This is a genomic window from Limnohabitans sp. MMS-10A-192, assembly GCF_003063335.1.
In the GTDB taxonomy this organism is placed as follows: domain Bacteria; phylum Pseudomonadota; class Gammaproteobacteria; order Burkholderiales; family Burkholderiaceae_C; genus Limnohabitans_A.
The window spans coordinates 61311-80878 of record NZ_NERX01000007.1 but is presented as its reverse complement, the minus strand read 5'-3'; the positions used below and the strand labels follow the sequence as shown (position 1 = coordinate 80878).

At 55.0% G+C, this 19568-nt stretch carries 17 protein-coding genes; 10 read left to right on the top strand and 7 right to left on the bottom strand.

Features of this window, described 5'->3' with window-relative positions; genetic code table 11:
* The first annotated feature begins 36 nt into the window (after positions 1-36).
* From B9Z43_RS14020 to B9Z43_RS14000, 5 genes are all read left to right on the top strand, one after another.
* Complete coding sequence (locus tag B9Z43_RS14020; protein WP_108326572.1) at positions 37-1074, top strand: cupin domain-containing protein; 1038 nt, start codon at positions 37-39, stop codon at positions 1072-1074.
* Between the two features lie 113 nt (positions 1075-1187).
* Positions 1188-1889, top strand: a complete 702-nt coding sequence (locus tag B9Z43_RS14015; RefSeq protein WP_108326571.1) for a fumarylacetoacetate hydrolase family protein — start codon at positions 1188-1190, stop codon at positions 1887-1889.
* 7 nt (positions 1890-1896) lie between these two features.
* Entirely contained in the window at positions 1897-3120 is a 1224-nt protein-coding gene (locus B9Z43_RS14010) for a helix-turn-helix domain-containing protein (protein WP_108326570.1), read from the top strand.
* A 284-nt stretch (positions 3121-3404) separates the two neighbouring features.
* Positions 3405-5147, top strand: a complete 1743-nt coding sequence (locus tag B9Z43_RS14005; RefSeq protein WP_108326569.1) for a GMC family oxidoreductase — start codon at positions 3405-3407, stop codon at positions 5145-5147.
* Between the two features lie 70 nt (positions 5148-5217).
* Entirely contained in the window at positions 5218-6669 is a 1452-nt protein-coding gene (locus B9Z43_RS14000) for an aldehyde dehydrogenase (RefSeq protein WP_108326568.1), read from the top strand.
* Positions 6670-7004: 335 nt separating this feature from the next.
* Here B9Z43_RS14000 and B9Z43_RS13995 read toward each other — a convergent pair whose 3' ends face one another.
* The 5 genes from B9Z43_RS13995 to B9Z43_RS13975 all read right to left on the bottom strand — a co-directional run bounded on the left by B9Z43_RS13995 (position 7005) and on the right by B9Z43_RS13975 (position 12228).
* A complete protein-coding gene (locus B9Z43_RS13995) occupies positions 7005-7775 on the bottom strand; it encodes an SDR family NAD(P)-dependent oxidoreductase (RefSeq protein ID WP_108326567.1) in 771 nt (256 codons plus the stop codon).
* A gap of 30 nt (positions 7776-7805) precedes the next feature.
* Entirely contained in the window at positions 7806-8708 is a 903-nt protein-coding gene (locus B9Z43_RS13990) for an NAD-dependent epimerase/dehydratase family protein (RefSeq protein ID WP_108326566.1), read from the bottom strand.
* Between the two features lie 21 nt (positions 8709-8729).
* Positions 8730-10535 carry a TRAP transporter large permease subunit gene (locus B9Z43_RS13985; RefSeq protein WP_233253969.1) on the bottom strand — a complete coding sequence of 602 codons (1806 nt, stop codon included), beginning with the start codon at positions 10533-10535 and terminating at the stop codon, positions 8730-8732.
* A gap of 195 nt (positions 10536-10730) precedes the next feature.
* Entirely contained in the window at positions 10731-11780 is a 1050-nt protein-coding gene (locus B9Z43_RS13980) for a TRAP transporter substrate-binding protein (protein WP_108326564.1), read from the bottom strand.
* A gap of 22 nt (positions 11781-11802) precedes the next feature.
* Positions 11803-12228 carry a VOC family protein gene (locus B9Z43_RS13975; protein WP_108326563.1) on the bottom strand — a complete coding sequence of 142 codons (426 nt, stop codon included), beginning with the start codon at positions 12226-12228 and terminating at the stop codon, positions 11803-11805.
* 233 nt (positions 12229-12461) lie between these two features.
* On the opposite strand from B9Z43_RS13975, the gene B9Z43_RS13970 reads away from it, so the two are divergent.
* The 3 genes from B9Z43_RS13970 to B9Z43_RS13960 are packed head-to-tail and all read left to right on the top strand — an operon-like array spanning position 12462 to position 15515.
* On the top strand, positions 12462-13328 hold the full coding sequence (locus B9Z43_RS13970) for a hypothetical protein (protein ID WP_108326562.1): 867 nt from the start codon (positions 12462-12464) through the stop codon (positions 13326-13328).
* The gene (locus tag B9Z43_RS13965; RefSeq protein ID WP_108326561.1) at positions 13318-14529 is read left to right on the top strand and encodes a CaiB/BaiF CoA-transferase family protein; all 1212 of its coding nucleotides are present in this window, start codon (positions 13318-13320) and stop codon (positions 14527-14529) included. The genes B9Z43_RS13970 and B9Z43_RS13965 overlap by 11 nt, the downstream gene beginning before the upstream one ends.
* A gap of 14 nt (positions 14530-14543) precedes the next feature.
* The gene (locus B9Z43_RS13960; RefSeq protein WP_108326696.1) at positions 14544-15515 is read left to right on the top strand and encodes a tripartite tricarboxylate transporter substrate binding protein; all 972 of its coding nucleotides are present in this window, start codon (positions 14544-14546) and stop codon (positions 15513-15515) included.
* A gap of 26 nt (positions 15516-15541) precedes the next feature.
* On the opposite strand, the gene B9Z43_RS13955 is transcribed toward B9Z43_RS13960, so the two are convergent.
* Positions 15542-16360: an IclR family transcriptional regulator gene (locus B9Z43_RS13955; RefSeq protein WP_199222317.1), complete on the bottom strand. Its 819-nt coding sequence runs from the start codon at positions 16358-16360 to the stop codon at positions 15542-15544.
* Positions 16361-16741: 381 nt separating this feature from the next.
* On the opposite strand from B9Z43_RS13955, the gene B9Z43_RS17075 reads away from it, so the two are divergent.
* Entirely contained in the window at positions 16742-16966 is a 225-nt protein-coding gene (locus B9Z43_RS17075; protein ID WP_146183930.1) for a hypothetical protein, read from the top strand.
* Between the two features lie 182 nt (positions 16967-17148).
* On the opposite strand, the gene B9Z43_RS13950 is transcribed toward B9Z43_RS17075, so the two are convergent.
* Positions 17149-18120 (bottom strand): tripartite tricarboxylate transporter substrate binding protein, encoded by a 972-nt coding sequence (locus B9Z43_RS13950; RefSeq protein WP_108326694.1) that lies wholly within the window; start codon positions 18118-18120, stop codon positions 17149-17151.
* A gap of 178 nt (positions 18121-18298) precedes the next feature.
* Here B9Z43_RS13950 and B9Z43_RS13945 point away from each other — a divergent pair, with 178 nt between their 5' ends.
* Entirely contained in the window at positions 18299-19549 is a 1251-nt protein-coding gene (locus B9Z43_RS13945) for a branched-chain amino acid ABC transporter substrate-binding protein (RefSeq protein WP_108326560.1), read from the top strand.
* Positions 19550-19568 lie beyond the last annotated feature (19 nt).

Sequence of the window (19568 nt, the reverse complement as noted above, 5' to 3'; positions counted from 1 at the left end):
CTTGAAACAAGAACCCTCAAATTGGAAAGTTAGACGATGAACGATCTCGGACGCATCGAAGACCTGCCCCAAGACTATGTGCAGGACCTGCGCAATGTGAACCTGGTGCCCCTGTGGCCCAGCCTGCGCGGCGTGCTGCCGCCCAAGGTGCCCACACGCCAGACCCAGCCCACTTGCTGGGCTTACAAAGACATCAAGCCGCTCTTGCTCAAAGCGGGTGAGTTGACCCCGATCGAAAAAGCCGAGCGCCGCGTGCTGGTGCTGGCCAACCCCGGCCACGGCCTGGACAGGATGCAGGCCAGCGCCGCCATGTACTTGGGCATGCAATTGCTCATGCCCGGCGAGTGGGCGCCCAGCCACCGCCACACCCCCAACGCGGTGCGCATGGTGGTGGAAGGCGAAGGCGCATGGACCACCGTGGACGGCGAAAAATGCCCGATGAGCCGAGGCGATTTGATCCTCACGCCCACGGGCCTGTGGCACGAGCACGGCCATGACGGCACCGACCCGGTCATCTGGCTGGACGTGTTGGACTTGCCCTTGGTCTATTACATGGAAGCCAGCTACCACATCAACGGCGACCGCCAGACCGTGCAGCCTGGCCGCAGCGACCAGCAGTACGCACGTGGCGGCGTCGTGCCCAGCCATGTGTTTGATCGCAGCAAAAAGGCCTACCCCGTGCTGCGCTACGCCTGGAAAGATGCCAAAGCGGCTTTGGAGGCGCTGGCCGCTGACAACACCGGTCTGGAGCAGGTGCAAGTGACCTACACCAACCCCGAAACCGGTGGTGACGCTGAAAACATCCTGGGCTTTTACGCGCTGATGCTGCGCCCAGGCCAAAGCCTGCGCCTGCCTGCGCGGTCGCCTGCGCAGGTTTTCCACGTCATCGAAGGCGCGGTGCAGGCGCAAATCGTGGCCTGCACCTTCACGCTGGCCGAAGCCGACACCTGCTGCGCGCCCGGCTATGAGGCCGTGACGCTTAAAAACATGAAAGCCGATCAACCCGCCTTCATCTTCATCGCCGACGAATCGCCACTGCACCGCAAGCTGGGTGTGTACGAAAACCGCGGCTGACATGACGCACCACCGTCATCGCGAGGAGCGAAGGGACGTGGCGATCCAGCAATGGATTGCCACGCTTCGCTCGCAATGACGAATTCAAAAAATACAAACACTGAAACCTCTCAATGACCTCATACCTCTTCACCCCGCCCGCCGTTCAGTCCTTGCCCATTCGCGGCAAAACCGAGCGCTTCCCGATCAACCGCATCTTCTGCGTGGGCCGCAACTACCATGCGCACGCTGTCGAGATGGGCCGTCCGGTCGACAAGAGCGTTGAGCAAGCCTTCTACTTCACCAAGTCGCCCCAGACCCTGGTGGAAAGCGGCGCGACCGTGGCCTACCCTCCCCGCACCAACAACTACCACTTCGAGATGGAGCTGGTGCTGGCCATTGGCAAAGAAGGTTTCCGCGTGAGTGAAGCCAACGCGCATGAACTGGTGTATGGCTACGCCGCAGGTCTGGACATGACCCGCCGCGACCTGCAACTGGTGGCGCGCGACAAGGGCCGCCCCTGGGACACGGGCAAGGACATCGAGCAAGGCTCGGTCTGTACCGAGATCGTGCCCATGCCCGGCGTGGTGATCGAGAACGGCGCCATTGCCCTCGAAGTCAACGGCACGACCAAGCAATCGTCCGACGTGGACAAGCTGATCTGGAACATCCGCGAAATCATCGCGGACCTGTCGACTTACTACCACCTGCAACCCGGCGATTTGATTTACACCGGCACGCCCGAAGGCGTGGGTGCGGTGGTGACCGGTGACCAGATCACCGGCCGTGTCGAAGGCGTGGCCGAGGTGGCACTGACGATTGGCGCTGCGGAATAAGCAGGCCATGAACAGCCCCTTCTTTGTCACACGTGAGGAACGCGTCGCACTGGCGCGTCAACGTTATTTCGAAGAAGGCATTTTGCCAACGGGCGTGGTCAGCGAAGCGGTTTTTCAGTCCTGGACCCGCTGTCACCGCTCCAGCCAAAAGCCCCACGACAAGATCGAATTCCAACCGGTTTCGCTCAGCCGCAGCCAATTGGCATTGCAAAAAAACCGCACCCTGCATGAGGCCTGGCTCGATGAAATGCCAGCTTTGGGCAGTGCCTTGGGCTCGGCGCATTGCTCGGCCATCTTGACGGACGCCTCTGGCGTGCTGATTGGCGCAACCCCCTCTGCACACCTGACGCAAGGGATCATTCCGGTGGCCCACCGAATTGGCGTCAATTTGTCGGAAGAACATGTCGGCACCAGCGCGCCAGGCATCGTCGCCCGAACCGGCAAACAAGCGTCTGTGCTGGGGGCCGAGCATTACGCCAATGCGGTCAACACGATGTTTTGCACGGCCGCACCCATCCGCAACATTCAAGGCCAACTGGCGGGCATTCTGGACATTTCAAGCGAAGGTGTGCCCTTCAAATTCGACCCCGCCTCCGTGGTCGGTTTGTATGCCGCCTCCATCGAAAACCGTTTGCTGGTGGCGCAGTCGCAAGATTTGCTCATCGTCAAATTTCAATTTCTGCCAGCCATCATTGAGACCCCGATGGTCGCCATGCTGGGATTCGACCTGGCCGGCCAACTGGTCTGGCTCAACTCCGTGGCCAGCAATTTACTGGGCATGTCGGTCAACCCCGACGAGCGGGAAGCCTGCGCCACCGAGCACATCTTTGACACCCATTTTGGCCAACTGGCTTCCTTGGTCGGTCAGGGTTTTCAGTCGCAACGTCTGCGAAACGGATTGCATGTTTTCGTCACCTGCGAGCTGCGCAAACATGGCTTGCCGGTGGCTCAGACCAGCCCCCCAGCTGCGGGCAGCACACCCGCCGCCACGCCACCTGAGCCACAAGCCCCAGCCACGCACACGTTAGGCACACTTTCTGCGCCAGACTTGCATGAAGCCTATTTGCCGGCCGACAGCCTACGACAAGCCGATGCCGACCTGATTCGGAAGTGTCTGGCCGAACACAAAGGCAATGTGTCGCAGGCGGCCAAGCGATTGAAAGTGTCGCGCGGTCTGATTTACCGACGCCTAAAAGAGCTGGGCATCGATCCCGCCGACTACAAAAAATAATTTCTTCTGCAAAAGAAGAACCGCCGAGCGGGCGGGCCGTCAAGACGGCCGTGTTTTGCAGCCCCACAAAGCTGAAGGCTGACCCATTCCTGTCCTGACACCAAGAACCACTTTGCTGCGGGCATTGCAGGTATGAATTTGTTCCAAGACAGAACAAAAAAGGTGGGGGAAATCCCGACATACAAGGCTGTTGACGTGCCGCCTAAAGTCGCACCTGCGCTGGGCGAACGATGACCCGCCAGCACCAGCGAGTTGATCACGAAACCAGAATCACAGGAAGACAAATGAACCACCGCATTGACCCTATGGAAGCACAAAACGACACCCTGATGGAGCGCCTGGAGCGCGCCCTGATTGCAGGCCGCCTGAACCGGCGCGGTTTCATCCGAGCAGCCACGGCCGCAGGCTTTGGCTCGCTGGGCCTGAGCGCTCTGGCCGACGAACTCGATGCCATGCGTGCCAATCAAAACGAGCGCAGCACCAATTTGAAAGCGTCATACGACTATGTGGTGGTCGGTGCAGGCTCTGCAGCTTGCGCACTGGTTGGCCGTCTGGCCACGCGCAAAGATGCTTCAATTTTGATGATCGAAGCTGGTGACTGGGACACAGCACCTTCCGTGTTGGACCCCAGCGTGTGGTTCACCAATTTGGGCACCGAGCGTGACTGGGGTGATGTGGCAATCGCATCACCGCACACCAACAACCGAGCAATCCCCGAACACATGGGCCGCGTGGTTGGCGGTGGCAGCAGCATCAACGCCACCATCTGGGCTCGCCCCTTCAAAAATGATCTGGAGTTTTGGGCAAAGGCCAGTGGCGATAAGGCCTGGGGTTACGAGTCGGGCCTGGAGGTTTACCGCCGCATGGAAAACTGGCAAGGCAAACCCGATGCCCGTTACCGCGGCAAAAATGGCCCGGTGTGGTGCCAACCGGCGAACAACCCCCATCCTGTGGCCAATGGCTTGTTGCAGGCCTGCAAGACGCTGGGCTACCCCGTTTTGGACGATCAAAATGGTCAGCGTGAAGAAGGCGGCATCGGCTTCGCATTGATGAACCAGATCATCCGCGATGGCCGTCGTCAGAGCATGGCCCGCTCTTATTTGTACCCCGTGCTGTCGCGTCCCAACGTGACGGTGGTGGTCAACACGCATGTGGACAAACTGGCCCTGTCGGGCACCAAAGTGACCGGCGTGCACATCAACCGTGGCGGCACTCAAAGCGTGATTGGTGCCAACACCGAAGTCATCATTTGCTCGGGCGGCATCAACACACCCAAACTGCTCATGCTCAGCGGCATTGGTGACGATGTGCAGTTGCGCCAGCACGGCATCAAAACTGTGGTCAATTCGAAACAAGTGGGCAAGAATTTCCAGGACCACCTGCTGCACGGCGGTTGTATCTTTGAACCCAAAGAGCACATTCCCCACCGCAACAGCGCAGCCAATGCTGCGGGCTTCCTCAAGAGCCAATCGTCTTTGGCCTCACCCGACGTCAACATCGTTCAGATCGAGTTGCCCTACGCCTCTGACGTGGTGGCCAAACAATATTCGCCACCCGGCACCAGCTGGGCCTTGTGCGCCGGTCTGGTGGCCCCCAAGAGCCGTGGCGAGATCAAGCTGCGCTCGGCCGACCCCAAAGATCGCCCCATCGTTGATGCGCGTTTCCTGAGCCACCCGGATGACGTGAAAGCTTTGGCTTTTGGCATCGAAGTCAGCCGCGACATCGGCAACTCAGCCGCCATGAAAGATTTCGTCAAACGCGAAGTCGCTCCAGGCAAAAAACTCCAAGGCAAAGAAATGGAAGATTTCGTGCGCAATGGCGCGACGACCTATTTCCACCAATCCGGTACTTGCCGCATGGGCAAAGACAAAGAAGCTGTCGTGGACGCTCAACTGCGTGTGAATGGCTTTCAGGGCCTGCGCATTGCCGACAGTTCCATCATGCCGCGCATCGCATCGGTCGCCACCATGGCCACATGCGCTTTGATTGGTGAGCGCATGGCCGACATCCTCGCTCCTCGCAGCTGATATCGCACCCACCATGTTCAGTTATTTAAAAAATCTTTTTTCAACCCAAGAACCTCAAGCAGACAACATCATGAAATCCCAACTCCTCATCGACAACCAGTGGGTCAACGCTGAAAACGACGCTAAATTCGAGCGTCGTCACCCCGTCAACAATTCCCTGGTCACAGAAGCTTCTTCGGCCAGCGTTGCAGACGCCAAAAAGTCGGCCGAATCCGCACATGCTGCGTTCAAATCTTGGCGCAACTCCCCACCCAGCGAGCGCCGTCGCCTGCTGCTCAAAGCGGCTGACATCCTCGAATCCAAAACGCCTCAGTTCATCGAGGTGATGGCTTCTGAAGTGGGTGCATCGCCGCTGTGGGCAGGTTTCAACGTGCACTTGGCCGCCAACGTGTTCCGCGAAGCCGCATCGCTGGCCACGCAAATTCAGGGCGAAACCATTCCAACCGACAAACCCGGCGCGCTGTCCATGACGCTGCGTCAACCTGTGGGTGTCATCCTGAGCATCGTGCCTTGGAACGGCACCGTGGTGCTGGCTGCTCGCGCCATTGCTTACCCCTTGGTGTGCGGTAACACCGTGGTCTTCCGCGGATCCGAAGCCAGCCCCAAAACACACGCCCTGGTCGCCGAGGCCTTGGTGGAGGCAGGTTTTCCTGCCGGTGCTTTGAACTACCTGAGCAACTCGCCACAAAGCGCCCCCGAAGTGGTCGATGCCTTGATTGCCCACAAAGCCATCCGCCGCATCAACTTCACAGGCTCCACACGCGTGGGACGCATCGTGGCGGAAAAAGCCGCCAAGCAGCTCAAGCGTTGCCTGCTGGAATTGGGCGGTAAATCACCTTTGGTGTTGTTGGACGACGCCAATGTGGATGAGGCTGTGAAAGCTGCAGTCTTTGGCTCCTTCCTGTACCAGGGTCAAATTTGCATGTCCACCGAGCGCTTGATCGTGGACGAAAAAGTGGCCGATGAATTCGTTGCCAAATTTGCGGCACGCGCCAAAGAACTGCAAGGCGGTGATCCTGCCGTTAACCCCCAATGCATCATTGGCCCCATGATCAATGCCTCGTCGGGCACACGCATCAACGAAATGCTGCAAGACGCCTTGAACAAAGGCGCCAAACTGGTGTGCGGTGGTGTGGCCGATGGTGCCGTGATGCCAGCAACCATCCTGGACCATGTCACTTCAGACATGCAAATCTATGACCAGGAAACCTTTGGCCCCATCACGGTGGTGATTCGTGTCAAGACGACCCAGCAAGCCATCGACGTGGCCAACGACAGTGACTACGGCCTGTCTTCTGGTGTGTTCGGGCGTGACGTTAACCGCGCATTGGCAGTGGCCATGGAAATGGACTATGGCTCTGTCCACGTCAACGGCGCCACCGTGCAGAACGAGGCTCAAGCACCTTACGGCGGCACCAAAAACAGCGGCTATGGTCGCTTTGATGGCCGCGCAGTGGTGGATGAGTTCACAGAGCTCAAATGGGTCACCATCGAGCCTCATCAACAGCAATACCCGTTCTGATCAGACATCAGACATTGGCTTAAACGACTTCCATGGGCGGTCGTTTAAGCTGAGCACTGCCTTTGTGCAGCTAAGGGCACTTAAAGAAAATAAGTGCGGAAATCAAAAAAGCGGCTACATCATGGATGTGCCGCTTTTTTTGGGATTCATTTTTTAGAGACTCACCTGCCAAGGCAAGTGAAAGTGAAGCCTTGGATACGATAAGTTCATCGTGGAAGTCATCTCCACGATGCAAAGTCTTCACCCAAACCTAATCAATTGAACGATTCAATGCGTCTGAGTTCGAATTTCGCCTAACGCCAGAATGATTTTGGAATGCCAATCCGTTTTCAAGTTCAGTGGATGTGTGTTCCGCCGTTGACATCCAGCGTCGCGCCCGTCACGAAGCCTGCGAGATCAGAAGCAAGATACAAACAAGCACCCGCCATTTCCCGTGTCGATCCAATGCGTTTAAGCGGAATACCCTCCACAATGCCTTGAAGACGCTCTTGCGAGATGCCATCCAGCATGGGGGTATCAATCATCGCAGGGCAAATCGCGTTGGCACGAATGCCCAGTGCGCCAAATTCGCGGGCAATGCTTCTGGTCAGACTCAGCATGCCGCCCTTGGAGGCCGCATAGTGCGAACCACCCACAAGACCACCGCCACGTTGGGCCGCCAGAGATGCGACGTTCACGATATTGCCCGAACGCTGAGTTTTAAAAACTTCCAAAACACTTTGGCAAAGGAAGAATGCACCTTTGAGGTTGATGTCGAACATGAGATCAAGCTCTTTCTCATCGATCTCAAGAATCGGGCTAGATCGTACGATGCCCGCCGAATTGACCATGCAATCAATCCTGCCATGGCGTTGAACGACCTCCGCAATCAATGCATCACAGGCTTCTTTTTGACTGATATCGCATTGAATGCCATCTATAGAAATTGACCTCTGCAGTTTATTTTCAATCGATGTCTTGATCGAGCCCAACACGTCCGCATTCATGCTGACGTCCGTGACGACGACTTTGGCGCCGTGTTCAACAAACAATTCTGCAGTTGCATAGCCAATGCTGCGCAGTGATGCGGCGCCTGCAATGATGCAAACCTTATCCATCAGTAACATAGGTCAACAGTCCTTTTAAAAATCATTCATTCATTGAGGTTGGTAGCCTGCCAAAATCCAGTTTTGGACAGACACGTGTACGGGGCGCCAGTTCAACTCTTTTTTGGCCCGAACCGACCGGACTCGGCTGTTGCTTCCAAAGGTGAAAAGTGCCCTTGCAGCACCCCAGCGCTTGACGGCGTCATCTGCGTGGAGGTGCTCAATTTGAGGAATTGAAAATCGCCTTGATATGGCATCTGCCACATCACTGAAAGCTGCCTCACCGTTTTCAGCAAAATAAAAAGAACCCGCCGGTGCTTGCTCTGACACAGCAAGGTACAAGTTCACCAAGTCGTCGATGTGAATGTTCGACCAGGTATTCAAGCCTTTGCCCACAATCTGAACGGAGCCGACTTCAAGGGCATTCTTGACCAAGAATGGCACCTGAATGCTTTGCTTGTTGACGCCTGTTCCATGGCCGTAAATCAAACTGGGAATGATCACGGCGGAGTGAACGTTTTGCTTGGCAGCATCCATCACCCTCAAATCAATGTCGCGTCGCGCTTGCTTGCGGGGGTCTATTGCCAGGGATGTTTCCTCAGAAAAAATGACTTCGGAACAAAAATCACCGCGAGCGTCATCACCCACAATGCTCGTGCCACTGGTATGAATCAATCTTTTGCCTGATTGATTCAACCCCGAAATCAGCGCTTCCACCGCCCCTTGATGGTCGGCATTGGCGGTGTTGATGACCATGTCAGCCACAGAAGCTTCTTGCATCAACAAGCGTGAATCATCCAGCTCACCCATGACAGGGTCAATGCCATAAGACTTCAACTGCTCGGCACCGGCAGCACTGCGCGTCAGCCCTCTGACTTGATGCCCTCTTTTGATCAAAGCGGCTGCCACGGATCCACCGATGTATCCACCCGCACCCGTCACGAAAACTTTCATAGCATGGCTCTTAAAAAAACATCAGAGCATGAAAGTTGACAAGGCTGGAAAGGCTGCAATCACAATGACCCCAACCAGCAGAGCGGCGATGTAAGGCCAGATTGCAACGATCACGTCATCGGGTTTGGCGTCACCAATTCGGCATGCAATGTAAAAGCCAACGCCGATTGGCGGCATCATCAATCCAACGTTCATGGCGCAGACAATCACCATGGAGTAATGGATGTCATTGATGCCCAGTTTTTTGGCAATGGGGAACATGATCGGTGCCAGCAGCAACACTGCAGGCAAGCCTTCAAGAAGACATCCCAAAATCAAAAATACAAGCACTGTGACGGCCATAAAAGCCATCCAGCCCCCTGGCAAGGTGGTCAAGAACGAAGAGAGTTGCTGAACGATTCCACTTTGCGTGATCGCCCATGCCATGGCAGAAGCCGTTCCCAAAATGAGCAGAATGGCACCACTCAGAGCAGCGGTCTCCACCAACATGGCATAAGCACGCTTCCATCCAATGCCACCGTATAAAACCTGGCCAATCAACATGGCGTAAAGGACCGCGATGGTGGACACCTCGGTTGCCGTTGCGACGCCGCCGCCAACCGCACTGCGGATCAAAAATGGCAGCACAAGCGCAGGGGCTGCAATCAAGGCCAAACGTCCGATGACCTTGGCGCTGGGACGTTGAATGTTTCCTGTTTCTTCGTTGCGCGCCTTCCAGCGAGCTAGCACCAAAAGTGCCAGCAGCAGCACCATGGCCACAAAGAAGCCGCTCTCAAAGAGCCCTGCAATCGACACACCCGCCACAGAACCGAGCACGATCAAAACAATGCTGGGTGGAACAGTGTCAGCCATGGCAGCACCAGTTGCCAAAAGCGCCACCATTTCTGATTGCTTGTTGCCTCGTCTGCGCATCTCTGGGAAAAGTGCCGGAGCCACTGTGGCCATGTCCGAAACTTTGGAGCCTGAAATACCAGACACGATGAACAATGAAGCCAGCAGGACGTAAGACATGCCTGCTTTCACATGACCAATCAAGGAAGCCAGCAAATCAACAATGGCCTTGCCCATGCCTGTTGCATCCAGAATGCAACCCAGCAGCACAAATATGGGCACCGAAACCAGAACAATGTTGCCCATACCCTCATCAATTCGCCCAACAATCACCACCAGTGGCACATTGCCGGTGAATGCCAGATACGCCATCACGCCAATGCCGAAACAAAAGGCAATGGGCACTCCCGATACAAGACAGAGAATGACCAGACCGCACAAGAAAATCAAAATGTTGATCAAACCCAATTGGCTGAAATTGGGTGATAGCCAATTGCACGCCACAATGAATGCACCAACACCCACGACAGCGATGGACAAATTGGTTTTTGTCACGGTCTTCAAAGCATAAGCCGCAATGACAGCCAACATCAAAATCATGCCTGACGCTATGGCGATCACCCGAATACCGCTTGGTATTTCAAGCGCTGGCGATGTGACAATCCATTCACTTTCTACATGTTCAATGGCGGGGCCAATCAGCGCAATCAGAAATGCGCCCATAGCAGCCAACGCAAATGCATGAACAAGGCCACGCCAACGATCTGACATTCTGTCGACGAACATGGACAGGCGAAGATGCTCGTTGCGGTGCATGGCCAGTACCGCACCCAACATGGCCACCCAGATGAATGCAAATGAAACGGCCTCATCGATCCAACCCAGAGGTCGTGAAAACACATACCGCGCCATGACGCCACTGAAGAGCATCACCACAATGCTGACCATGAGTGCGGCGCAGGCTGCCTCAAGAGGAATCATCCATTTGGATAGCATGCGGTTGAACGCGGTCTCAGCAGGGGACAACTGAGGCCCCAGTTCGAGCGCCGAAGAAGGTGAATCCGGACTGTTCATATGTTTCAGTGGCAATGTGTATGTGTAAATCTCAACAGCAGCAGTGAAGCAGGCATACCGGAAAAATCCGATATGCCTGTCAGGTGCTAGATGCCAGACGCGAAAATGACGTCTTTTTTAAGCGAGCTTGCCGCTGTATTTCTCGAGCAAAGCCCAAGCTTCAGTACCAAACTTCTTCTGCCAATCAACGTAGTAGGTGGACTTTTGCAAAATGTCGCGGAATGGCTTGGTATCCACTTTATTGAACTGCATACCCTGACCTTTGAGTTTGGTCTCGAGTGTTGCGTTCAGCGCATCATGAGCGGCTCGTTGCTTCACAGCGTGCGCTTCAAAAATACGCGTAGCCAAGGCGCGCAGGTCTTCAGGCAAGGCGTTCCAGTTTCGCTTGTTACCCACCAAGGAGAAGTATTCCCACATGTGCGAGGTGTATGAGCAGTACTTTTGAACTTCATACAACTTGACCGCATCGATGGTGGGCAGTGCGTTTTCCTGGCCATCAACGACTTTGGTTTGCAGCGCGGTGTACAACTCGCCGATGGGCACCGATGCGGGCGCTGCGTCCAACGCTTTGAACATGGATGTCCACAAGGGCGTAGCAGGAACCCGAATCTTCATACCCACCATGTCTTTGGGTGATGTGATCGGTTTTGTCGAATGTGTGATCTGACGGAAGCCATGGTCAAAAGCTTTACCCACCTGCACCAGGTTGGCCTTGTCAAAAGCAGCTTTCATGTGTGCCCCCAGATCGCCGTCCATGGCTTTCCAGACCGTGGCGTAATCAGGGAACGCAAACGCGATGGAGTTGATGGCCGCAACGGGAATCAGATTGCCATAGATCGAACCTGCAGTGCACACAAAATCGATGGCACCGGAGCGAACTTGAGAGAGTGTGTCAGTGTCGCTGCCCAACTGGCCGCTGGAGTAGACATCAATGCTCAGTCGGCCGTTTGATTCTTTCAAGATCTCAGCGCAAGCCGCCTTCAAAGCAACGGGTGTCGGGTGGGTATCGGGCAGTGTGATGGCGATTTTCATACTGACCTTGTTGGCCGTCTGAGCCAGAACAATTCCAGGTACCATGGTGGTTGCAGATACGCCTGCGATAACCTTCAGAAGGTCTCGACGATTTGTACCTACAGAAGCCTGATTGATTTTCGAAGCGAATGACATTTTGTCTCCTTTGGTTATTGATTCAATTAAAAACATTCGGCTGGTGCACTTCAATGCAGTGGCCATCTGGGTCATACAAAAACACCTGATACCAGCCAGGAATGGCCCAGCATCCATAGTCCGCGTACTTGATGCCGAGTTCATCGCAGCGACGCATGAACCCCTTGATGTCGTCTGTACGGAAGCAGAAATGTCCATGCCCCATAGGGTTGACAAACTTCTTCATTTTGAATCCCGTTTCCAGGTCACGCTCTGACCAATGGAATTCAATGTCGCCATCCGTCAGGAAGTCCACTTTGCCTGTGTAAGCGCGATCTTCGCGTATGCCGCTCACCACGGTGTGCTCTTTGTCTGCAATCGTGCCCAGATCAAAAAGCGTTTTGTAAAACTTGCTCAGTCGCGACAAGTTGTCGGTACAGATGTTCATGTGATGGAACTTGAAATTCATCGCCATTTCCTTTCGTTCGGTTTGAGATGGAACCCCTTGACTCTTGTTCACGAGGTCACTTTTTCTGCGAGCCAAGTTCTCTTCCTCAACTCTGGGTATGAACGATATAGCAATTCATATGTGAATTCAATGATGCACAAGTGAATCTTTCTAAGGGTTATCCCTATATTTTTCCGCCTGAAACTGCAATTTGGACGCTTTTCAGAATTACCAATGAATGATAGGATTCACATATGAATTCAATATTGCCAAATCCAACACGTTTGATTGCCAGTCAGGAAGAAGTCGTGCGCACAGAAATATGCAGCGTCTCCTCTGTGCGCAGAGTCGCAGCCATGCTGGATTTAGAACCCGATGCTTTTGAGCTTGGGGCTGCTTTGCCCAGAGGTTGGCAGTTCCTGTTGATGGCCGCTGACACCAAGCGCTCGCAGCTCAGAGCAGATGGGTTTCCCGGCCTTGGTGTTCCTATGCCCGATATGGGCCTTCCACGATTGATGCTGGGAGGCCGAACGGTTGCGTACAAATCGGACATTCCCATCGGCACCGCTGTCACTCGTCGAAGTTGCATCCGCAACATCACTCAGAAAACCAATCAGTCAGGTCCATTGGCCATTGCGACCATTGAACATGAACTCACACTGACCGAATGCCAAACATTGGCTCTGGTTGAAACGCAAACCTACCTGCTGCTGCCTGCCAGCAAAGGTGGTTCAGCCGTTGGTGTGTCTAAGCACCCTGATGAGCTGACAGGCCAGTTTGTGAAAACAGTTGTGCCCGATGAAACGCTGATTTTTCAATATTCAGCGCTTGGCTTTAATTCGCACAAGATCCACATTGACCGCTCACACGCCCGCAATGTAGAAGGATTCCCTGACCTGGTTGTCAACGGTGGTCTTGCCACACTGCTGATGACAGAGTTTTTGCGTAACGACGTCAATGTTCACCCTGCTGGCATCAAGGTTCGCCACATTGCGCCTCTTTTCTGTGGAAGCCCCATCACCATGGTGGCCAAACAATTGGAGGGGAAGTGGCAAATCCAAGCCTATGACCACCGCTTCATCTTGGCCATTGATATGGAGGTAATTACCCATGAGCTTTAAGCCACTGAAAAATATCCGTGTGCTGGATTTGACCAGTGTCGTTGTCGGCCCAGTTTGTACATGGCGGCTCGGTCAGTACGGGGCGGAGATCATCAAAGTTGAAAATCCGGAAGGTGACCTCATGCGCGGGCTTGGCGGCCTCTCGCCTACAGGTCAACATTCGGGTGCTTACTTGCACTTGAACCGTGGCAAAAGAAATATCTGCCTTGACCTCAAGAAGCCGGGAGCCAAAGAAGTCATGGATCGCTTGATTGAGTCTGTTGATGTCATTGTGGCCAACATGCGCCCTCAAGCCCTGCAAAAACTGGGCATTGATGCGGACTCGATACGCAGTCGCTTTCCTGAAAAAATTTATTGCCTCATCACGGGCTATGGCACCGATGGCCCCTATGCAGGCCTTCCAACCTATGACAGCGTCGTCCAAGGTGTCACAGGCATGGCCGGATTGTTTTTGAAACGCGATGGCGCGCCAAACTATGTCCCCATGTTGATCTGCGATCACGTGGCAGGAGAAATCGCAGCTGGCTCCATTCTGGCCGCCGTTGTGGAATACCAATCTACTGGCAAGGGCTGCACGATTGAGGTCCCCATGTTTGAAACCATGGCTGGATTTGTCCTGCAAGAGCATCTGGCGCAACAAAGCTTTGACCCTCCCGTCGGACCCGCAGGTGACCTCAGACTGCTCAGTCCGCAAAACAAACCTGTTCAAACATCTGACGGATGGATTTCCTTCACGGTGAACACGGATTCTCAGGTTCGTGCCTTCCTGAATGCGACTGGCCGCAGCGACTTGCTCAACGATGCGCGGTTCAATTCAATATCCGCACGGGCAAAGAACGTTAAAGAATGGTTTGAAATCAGGGGCGCGCCGCTGACCCACATGACCACGGACGAATGGCTTGAGCTATTTCAAAAAGCAGACATTGCCGTTCAGCCCTGTCACACCCTGGAAACGCTACAACACGACAAGCATCTGAAGGCTGTCGGTTTGATCTCTCAAGAATCACACCCGACAGAGGGCACTGTTGCAGCCATTCGCGCTTCCATCAGAGTTGACGATGGCTACTTGGATGTGCGGTCTACGGCCCAACCCAAAGGGTGGGACTCAAAGCCACTGCTTGCTGAAATGGGCTTCGAACAAGAACAAATCGAAGCGATGCTGAATTCAGGCGCAGTCGTGGCATCTTCTTCCAAAACTTGAAAATCCAGAAAACCATGAATCGTCGTCATGTTTTACAAACGCTGGGCAGCTGCCTTACCTTTGGGTCCCTGCCTGTCTGGGCACAAGAGTTCCCCAGTCGCACTGTCAAAGTGATCATTCCATTTCCACCGGGTGGTCCAACAGATGTACTGGGGCGCATCGTGGCGCAAAAACTTTCTGAGCGCTTGGGCCAAAGCTTTGTCGTTGACAACAAACCGGGCGCGAGCGGCATGATCGGCGCTGACATGGTCGCCAAATCACAAGCAGATGGATATACCTTGCTGGTCAATGCTTCATTGCATGTGATCAACCCAAGCTTGTACGATAAAACCCGATACGACGCGATTGCAGACTTCACACCGCTGAGCAACCTTGCGGACGTTCCGCTTGTCCTGGTTGTCAACGCTCAAACGCCTGCACAAACTGTCAAAGAACTGATCGCTTGGGTGAAGTCATCCAAAACGCCTGTCAATTTTGCTTCGTCAGGGAACGCCACTGCGCCGCACTTGGCAGGTGAAGCATTCAAGGTGGCAACAGGCATTGAAAACATGCAGCACGTCCCTTACAAAGGGAGCGCCCCTGCACTCACGGACTTGCTCAGCGGACAAGTCCAGATGATGTTTGACTCCTTGCCATCGAGCCAACCTTTCATCAAATCGGGCGCATTGAAGGCCATCGCAGTCACCACACAAAAACGATCTTCGGCATTGCCCAATGTGCCGACCATCGCTGAAAGTGGCATCCCCGGCTTTAATTTCAGTACGTGGTACGGCATGTGGGCACCTAAGGCCATGCCACAAGCCATCGTTCAGAAACTGTCGAACGAAATTGCTCAGATCACACGCTTGCCGGAAGTACGCGACAGATTCTTGGCACTGGGTGCTGAACCTGTTGGTAATACAGCCGAAGAATTTGCGGCTTTCACCAAGTCTGAGCTGAATAAATGGGCTCGGGTTGTGAAACAGTCCGGCGCAAGGGTCGACTGATGGAATGACCACCCGGCGGTAAGCGTTCAGCCAAGCGTTGAACCTTTGCCGCCGCCTAGCCGCTCAGAAATGTTTCGAGCAGCAGCGCCCAAAGCTGCTGTAACTTCTGGAATCGACTTGCGTTTATTTTGATCAATGCGCTCAGAGTACGGAACCGTCAGTGCCGCCATGGCATGGCCTTGGGTATCCAGGATGGGAAAGCTGACTGCGTACAGCCCACGCACCTGCACACTGGGGACCGACTCGAAGCCGATCTTTCGAATGGATTCAAGAATGGCTTGGATCTGCGGATCCGATTGCTCAGGTTTTCGTTGAACTGATTCCTCGAGCCAAAGTTTGGTTGTTTCTTCATTTTGGAAGGCCAACAAAACCCGCCCGGACACTGAAATCAACACATCCAGCTCTGATCCTGTACGGACACTGAAACCCATGCCGCTGGGCGTATCCACCTTGGCCAGAACGACCTGTTTTCCCTGCGAATAAACGGTCAAATGACAAGACTGATCCAGTTCCATCGCGAGGCGTTTCATGATCGGAACGGCCTCAAACATCAATCGATGTGTAGGGGGGTTGATGTGCGCAAGCTCATACAACTTGGTTGTGATGATGTAAGTGTTGTCGTCAACTTGGCTGACATAGTTGCGCTCAACAAGGCACGCGACCATTCGATAGATTTCACCAACCGTTCGACCAAGACCTTGAGCGATCTCTTTTTGCGTCATGGGTCGCTCGCTGTGGCAAAGGATTTCCAATATATCCAAGCCTTTTTCCAATGCGGGTGCCGAATAACTGCGGCGCTCGCCTTCGCCCATGCTGCTTGGCAGCTCATCGATTTCCGACGTCACATCAACCTCACTTAAAAATTTATTTCCAACTGTTGAACATGATACCTATGAATAACCTCGTTCACATGTAAATCTCAATGGGGTTCTTCAGCAATCGACCAACGGCACTCAGCGATGCAACAAACGTCTTCACCCCGGGAAAATGGACTCCCATACATTGCCGCTTTGACTGTCATGTGAGGCACGAATTGGGGCCTGTTCCAACTTGCCGTTAGCGAAATTTCGATCTGGACTTTTCGGGCGTTCTCTTGAATCCCTGTGACCAGGATTGCGATCATTCAAGCCCCAAAAGAACCCTGCGTACCGTCATGAACTAACGTTTTGGTGATCGGCTACATTACTTTTTCCCAATGTGCTTGGGTAATAGTGCCTGATTTCAACTTGCACGAATTTGCCTGCGGCGGTTTCAGGCATCTCAACTTTCATGCTGCCCATCGTGACGATGATCACAAGCGCCCTGTTTTTCAATCAGCCGCTGGGGTCTGTGCAAGTTCTTGCAATCTTCAGCTCAGCCATGCGCCATGGCGCTCGTGCAGAGAAAAAACAATCCATGATTTTTACAACTGCTGGGGGAAGCAGGCGCTCAACGAGGTGTTCAATATCTGAACGGTCTTAATGTCCGCCCCAGATCTCGATACCACAAACACACGACCGACCACATTGGGTCAAATCCTGGCAGTGGTTTCCGTATAGCGCAATCCGCTCGCAGCTTTAAAGGAACGTTCAGTTTCGGACAGCAGTTATCAGCTGATGGCCGATGCCATTGATCTGACCATCACATTCCCCCTTCACTCCACCGTGATCCTCTCGTCCTTCACGATCTTGGCCATGGCCGGGATCTCGGCCTTGAGCCAGTTGCCAAACTCCGCCGTGCTCATGCCCGAGGGCTCTGCGCCCAGGGTGGTCAGGCGCTCGCGCACATCGGGCATGGCGGCGATGCGTTGCACTTCGGCGTGCAGTTTGTCGATCACGGCCTTCGGCGTGCCCGCCGGGGCCAGCAGGCCCTGAAAGCTCCCCGTCAAAAAGCCCGGCAGGCTTTCGGCCACGGTGGGCGTCTCTGGCGTTTGCGCGTTGCGCTTGGCACTCGAGATGGCGATCAGTTTGATCTTGCCCGCTTTCACATGCGGGTAGGTGGCAACCATGCCATTGAACATCACGTCCACCTGGCCGCCGATCAAATCGGTGATGGCTTGTGCGCCACCTTTGTAGGGCACATAGCCCCACTCAATGCCGTTGCGCTGCGCGTACATGACGCCTGCCAGGTGCGAGGCGCTGCCCATGCCTGCGGCCACCGCGTAGTTGAGCTTGCCCTTTTGCGCTTTGGCGTAGGCCACCAGCTCGGCCGGGGTGTTGGCGGGCACCTTGGTGCTCACGGCCAGCAGGTGCGGCGAATAGGCCACCATGGCCACCGGCGCAAAGTCGTTGGCCACGTTGAAGGGCAACTTGAACAAGGCCGGGCTGATGACAAGATTGCCCACATCCATCAGCACCAGGGTGTAGCCGTCCGCAGCCGACTTGGCCACCGCGTCGGCCCCCAGGTTGCCGCTGGAGCCGGGCTTGTTCTCAACCACCACGGGCTGGCCCCAGCTCTCGGTCATCTTCTGGCCCAGCATGCGGGCCAGCACGTCAGAGGTGCCACCCGCCGGGAACGGCACAACGATCTTGATGGGCTTGGTGGGGTATGCGGTTTGGGCGGCTACGGGCAAAGCGGCCAGTGCCAACAGTACAGGCACAGCCCAGTTGAACAGTCTTTTTTGCATGGCTTTCACTCCAAAAAACAAACCGTACCAGTAGCGGCCAGGCGGTGCCGCACCTAAGAGACAGTGCCACAGGCCACGGTTTGCGATCATCACTTTGCCTCTGTTGCCCAAGGGCATTGCCAGCAGAACGCCGGCCCTATTGAACTTTGAGCCGATCAACACCAGGAGACACAACGTGATGCGAAATTCCCAGATTCAAAATTGGCTGAAGTGGTCGCTCTGCGCGACCGCACTGGCTGCCAGCATGGGCAGCCAAGCGGCCGAGACTGTCAAGATCGGCTTTGTCGATCTGCTCTCTGGCCCCTTTGCCCTGACGGGCCAAAGCTCGCTCAAGCAACTGCGCGAAGTGGTCATCCAGCTCAACGCCAAAGCCGGACCCAAAGACCCGCAGTTCGAAATCGTTGATTTCGATAACAAAGGCTCGCCCCAAGAAAGCCTGAACGCCTTGAAAGCGGCCAACGACCGCGGTATCCGCTTCATCACGCAAGGGGGTGGCTCGGGGGTGGCTCTGGCGCTGGTGGACGCGCTCAACAAACTGGCCGAACGTGAGCCTGACCGCGCGACGGTCTACCTCAACTATTCCGCGATGGACCCGATGCTGACCAACGAGCGCTGCAGCTTCTGGCACTTCCGTTTCTACCCCTCTAGCGAGATGAAGATGGAGGCCTTGTCCACCTACATGCAAAGCCGCAAGGACATCAAGAAGGTGTACCTGATCAACCAGGACTACACGCACGGCAGGCAAGTGTCCAAAGCCGCCAAGGAATACCTGGCCCGCAAGCGGCCCGACATCCAGATCGTGGGCGACGACTTCATCCCGATTGCGCAAACGCGTGACTTTGCTTCCTATGTGGCCAAGATCGCCGCTTCGGGGGCCGACACCGTGATTACCTCCAACTGGGGCAGCGACCTGACGCTGATGTTCAAGTCGGCACGCGACTTTGGTCTGAACATCAACTACTTCACCCTGAACGCCAACAACCCCGGCACACCCGCACAGCTGGGCGCTTGGGGCGACGGTAAGGTCGGCGTGATCTGGAACTGGGTGCACAACGCCCCCACGCCCGAGCTGGAAAAAATCTATGTGGACTACAAGAAGAAATACAACGAAGACTTCATCTTTGCCGCCCACTGGAACACCATGAACATGCTGCGTGAAGCCATGCGCAAGGCCCAGTCCACCGATGCCAAGAAGGTCGCTTTCGCGCTGGAAGGCATGACTTACAAGAGCCCCATCGGTGAAGTGAAGATGCGCAAGAACGACCACCAGCTCGAAGCGCCGCTGTACCTGGGCATCTGGGCCAAAAAAGGCAGCAAAGGTGTGAAGTACGACGCCGAAAACACCGGCTACGGTTTCCGCACCGAAGTGACTTGGGACTCCTACATCAGCGCCCAACCCACTTCGTGCCAGATGAAGCGCCCCAGCTGATGAAAAAAAGCCCACCTGC

Coding starts and splice junctions, on each gene's coding strand:
- B9Z43_RS14020 (WP_108326572.1), top strand. CDS start 37: ATGAACGATCTCGGACGCATCGAAGACCTGCCCCAAGACTATGTGCAG.
- B9Z43_RS14015 (WP_108326571.1), top strand. CDS start 1,188: ATGACCTCATACCTCTTCACCCCGCCCGCCGTTCAGTCCTTGCCCATT.
- B9Z43_RS14010 (WP_108326570.1), top strand. CDS start 1,897: ATGAACAGCCCCTTCTTTGTCACACGTGAGGAACGCGTCGCACTGGCG.
- B9Z43_RS14005 (WP_108326569.1), top strand. CDS start 3,405: ATGAACCACCGCATTGACCCTATGGAAGCACAAAACGACACCCTGATG.
- B9Z43_RS14000 (WP_108326568.1), top strand. CDS start 5,218: ATGAAATCCCAACTCCTCATCGACAACCAGTGGGTCAACGCTGAAAAC.
- B9Z43_RS13995 (WP_108326567.1), bottom strand. CDS start 7,775: ATGTTACTGATGGATAAGGTTTGCATCATTGCAGGCGCCGCATCACTG.
- B9Z43_RS13990 (WP_108326566.1), bottom strand. CDS start 8,708: ATGAAAGTTTTCGTGACGGGTGCGGGTGGATACATCGGTGGATCCGTG.
- B9Z43_RS13985 (WP_233253969.1), bottom strand. CDS start 10,535: ATGCTATCCAAATGGATGATTCCTCTTGAGGCAGCCTGCGCCGCACTC.
- B9Z43_RS13980 (WP_108326564.1), bottom strand. CDS start 11,780: ATGTCATTCGCTTCGAAAATCAATCAGGCTTCTGTAGGTACAAATCGT.
- B9Z43_RS13975 (WP_108326563.1), bottom strand. CDS start 12,228: ATGAATTTCAAGTTCCATCACATGAACATCTGTACCGACAACTTGTCG.
- B9Z43_RS13970 (WP_108326562.1), top strand. CDS start 12,462: ATGAATTCAATATTGCCAAATCCAACACGTTTGATTGCCAGTCAGGAA.
- B9Z43_RS13965 (WP_108326561.1), top strand. CDS start 13,318: ATGAGCTTTAAGCCACTGAAAAATATCCGTGTGCTGGATTTGACCAGT.
- B9Z43_RS13960 (WP_108326696.1), top strand. CDS start 14,544: ATGAATCGTCGTCATGTTTTACAAACGCTGGGCAGCTGCCTTACCTTT.
- B9Z43_RS13950 (WP_108326694.1), bottom strand. CDS start 18,120: ATGCAAAAAAGACTGTTCAACTGGGCTGTGCCTGTACTGTTGGCACTG.
- B9Z43_RS13945 (WP_108326560.1), top strand. CDS start 18,299: ATGCGAAATTCCCAGATTCAAAATTGGCTGAAGTGGTCGCTCTGCGCG.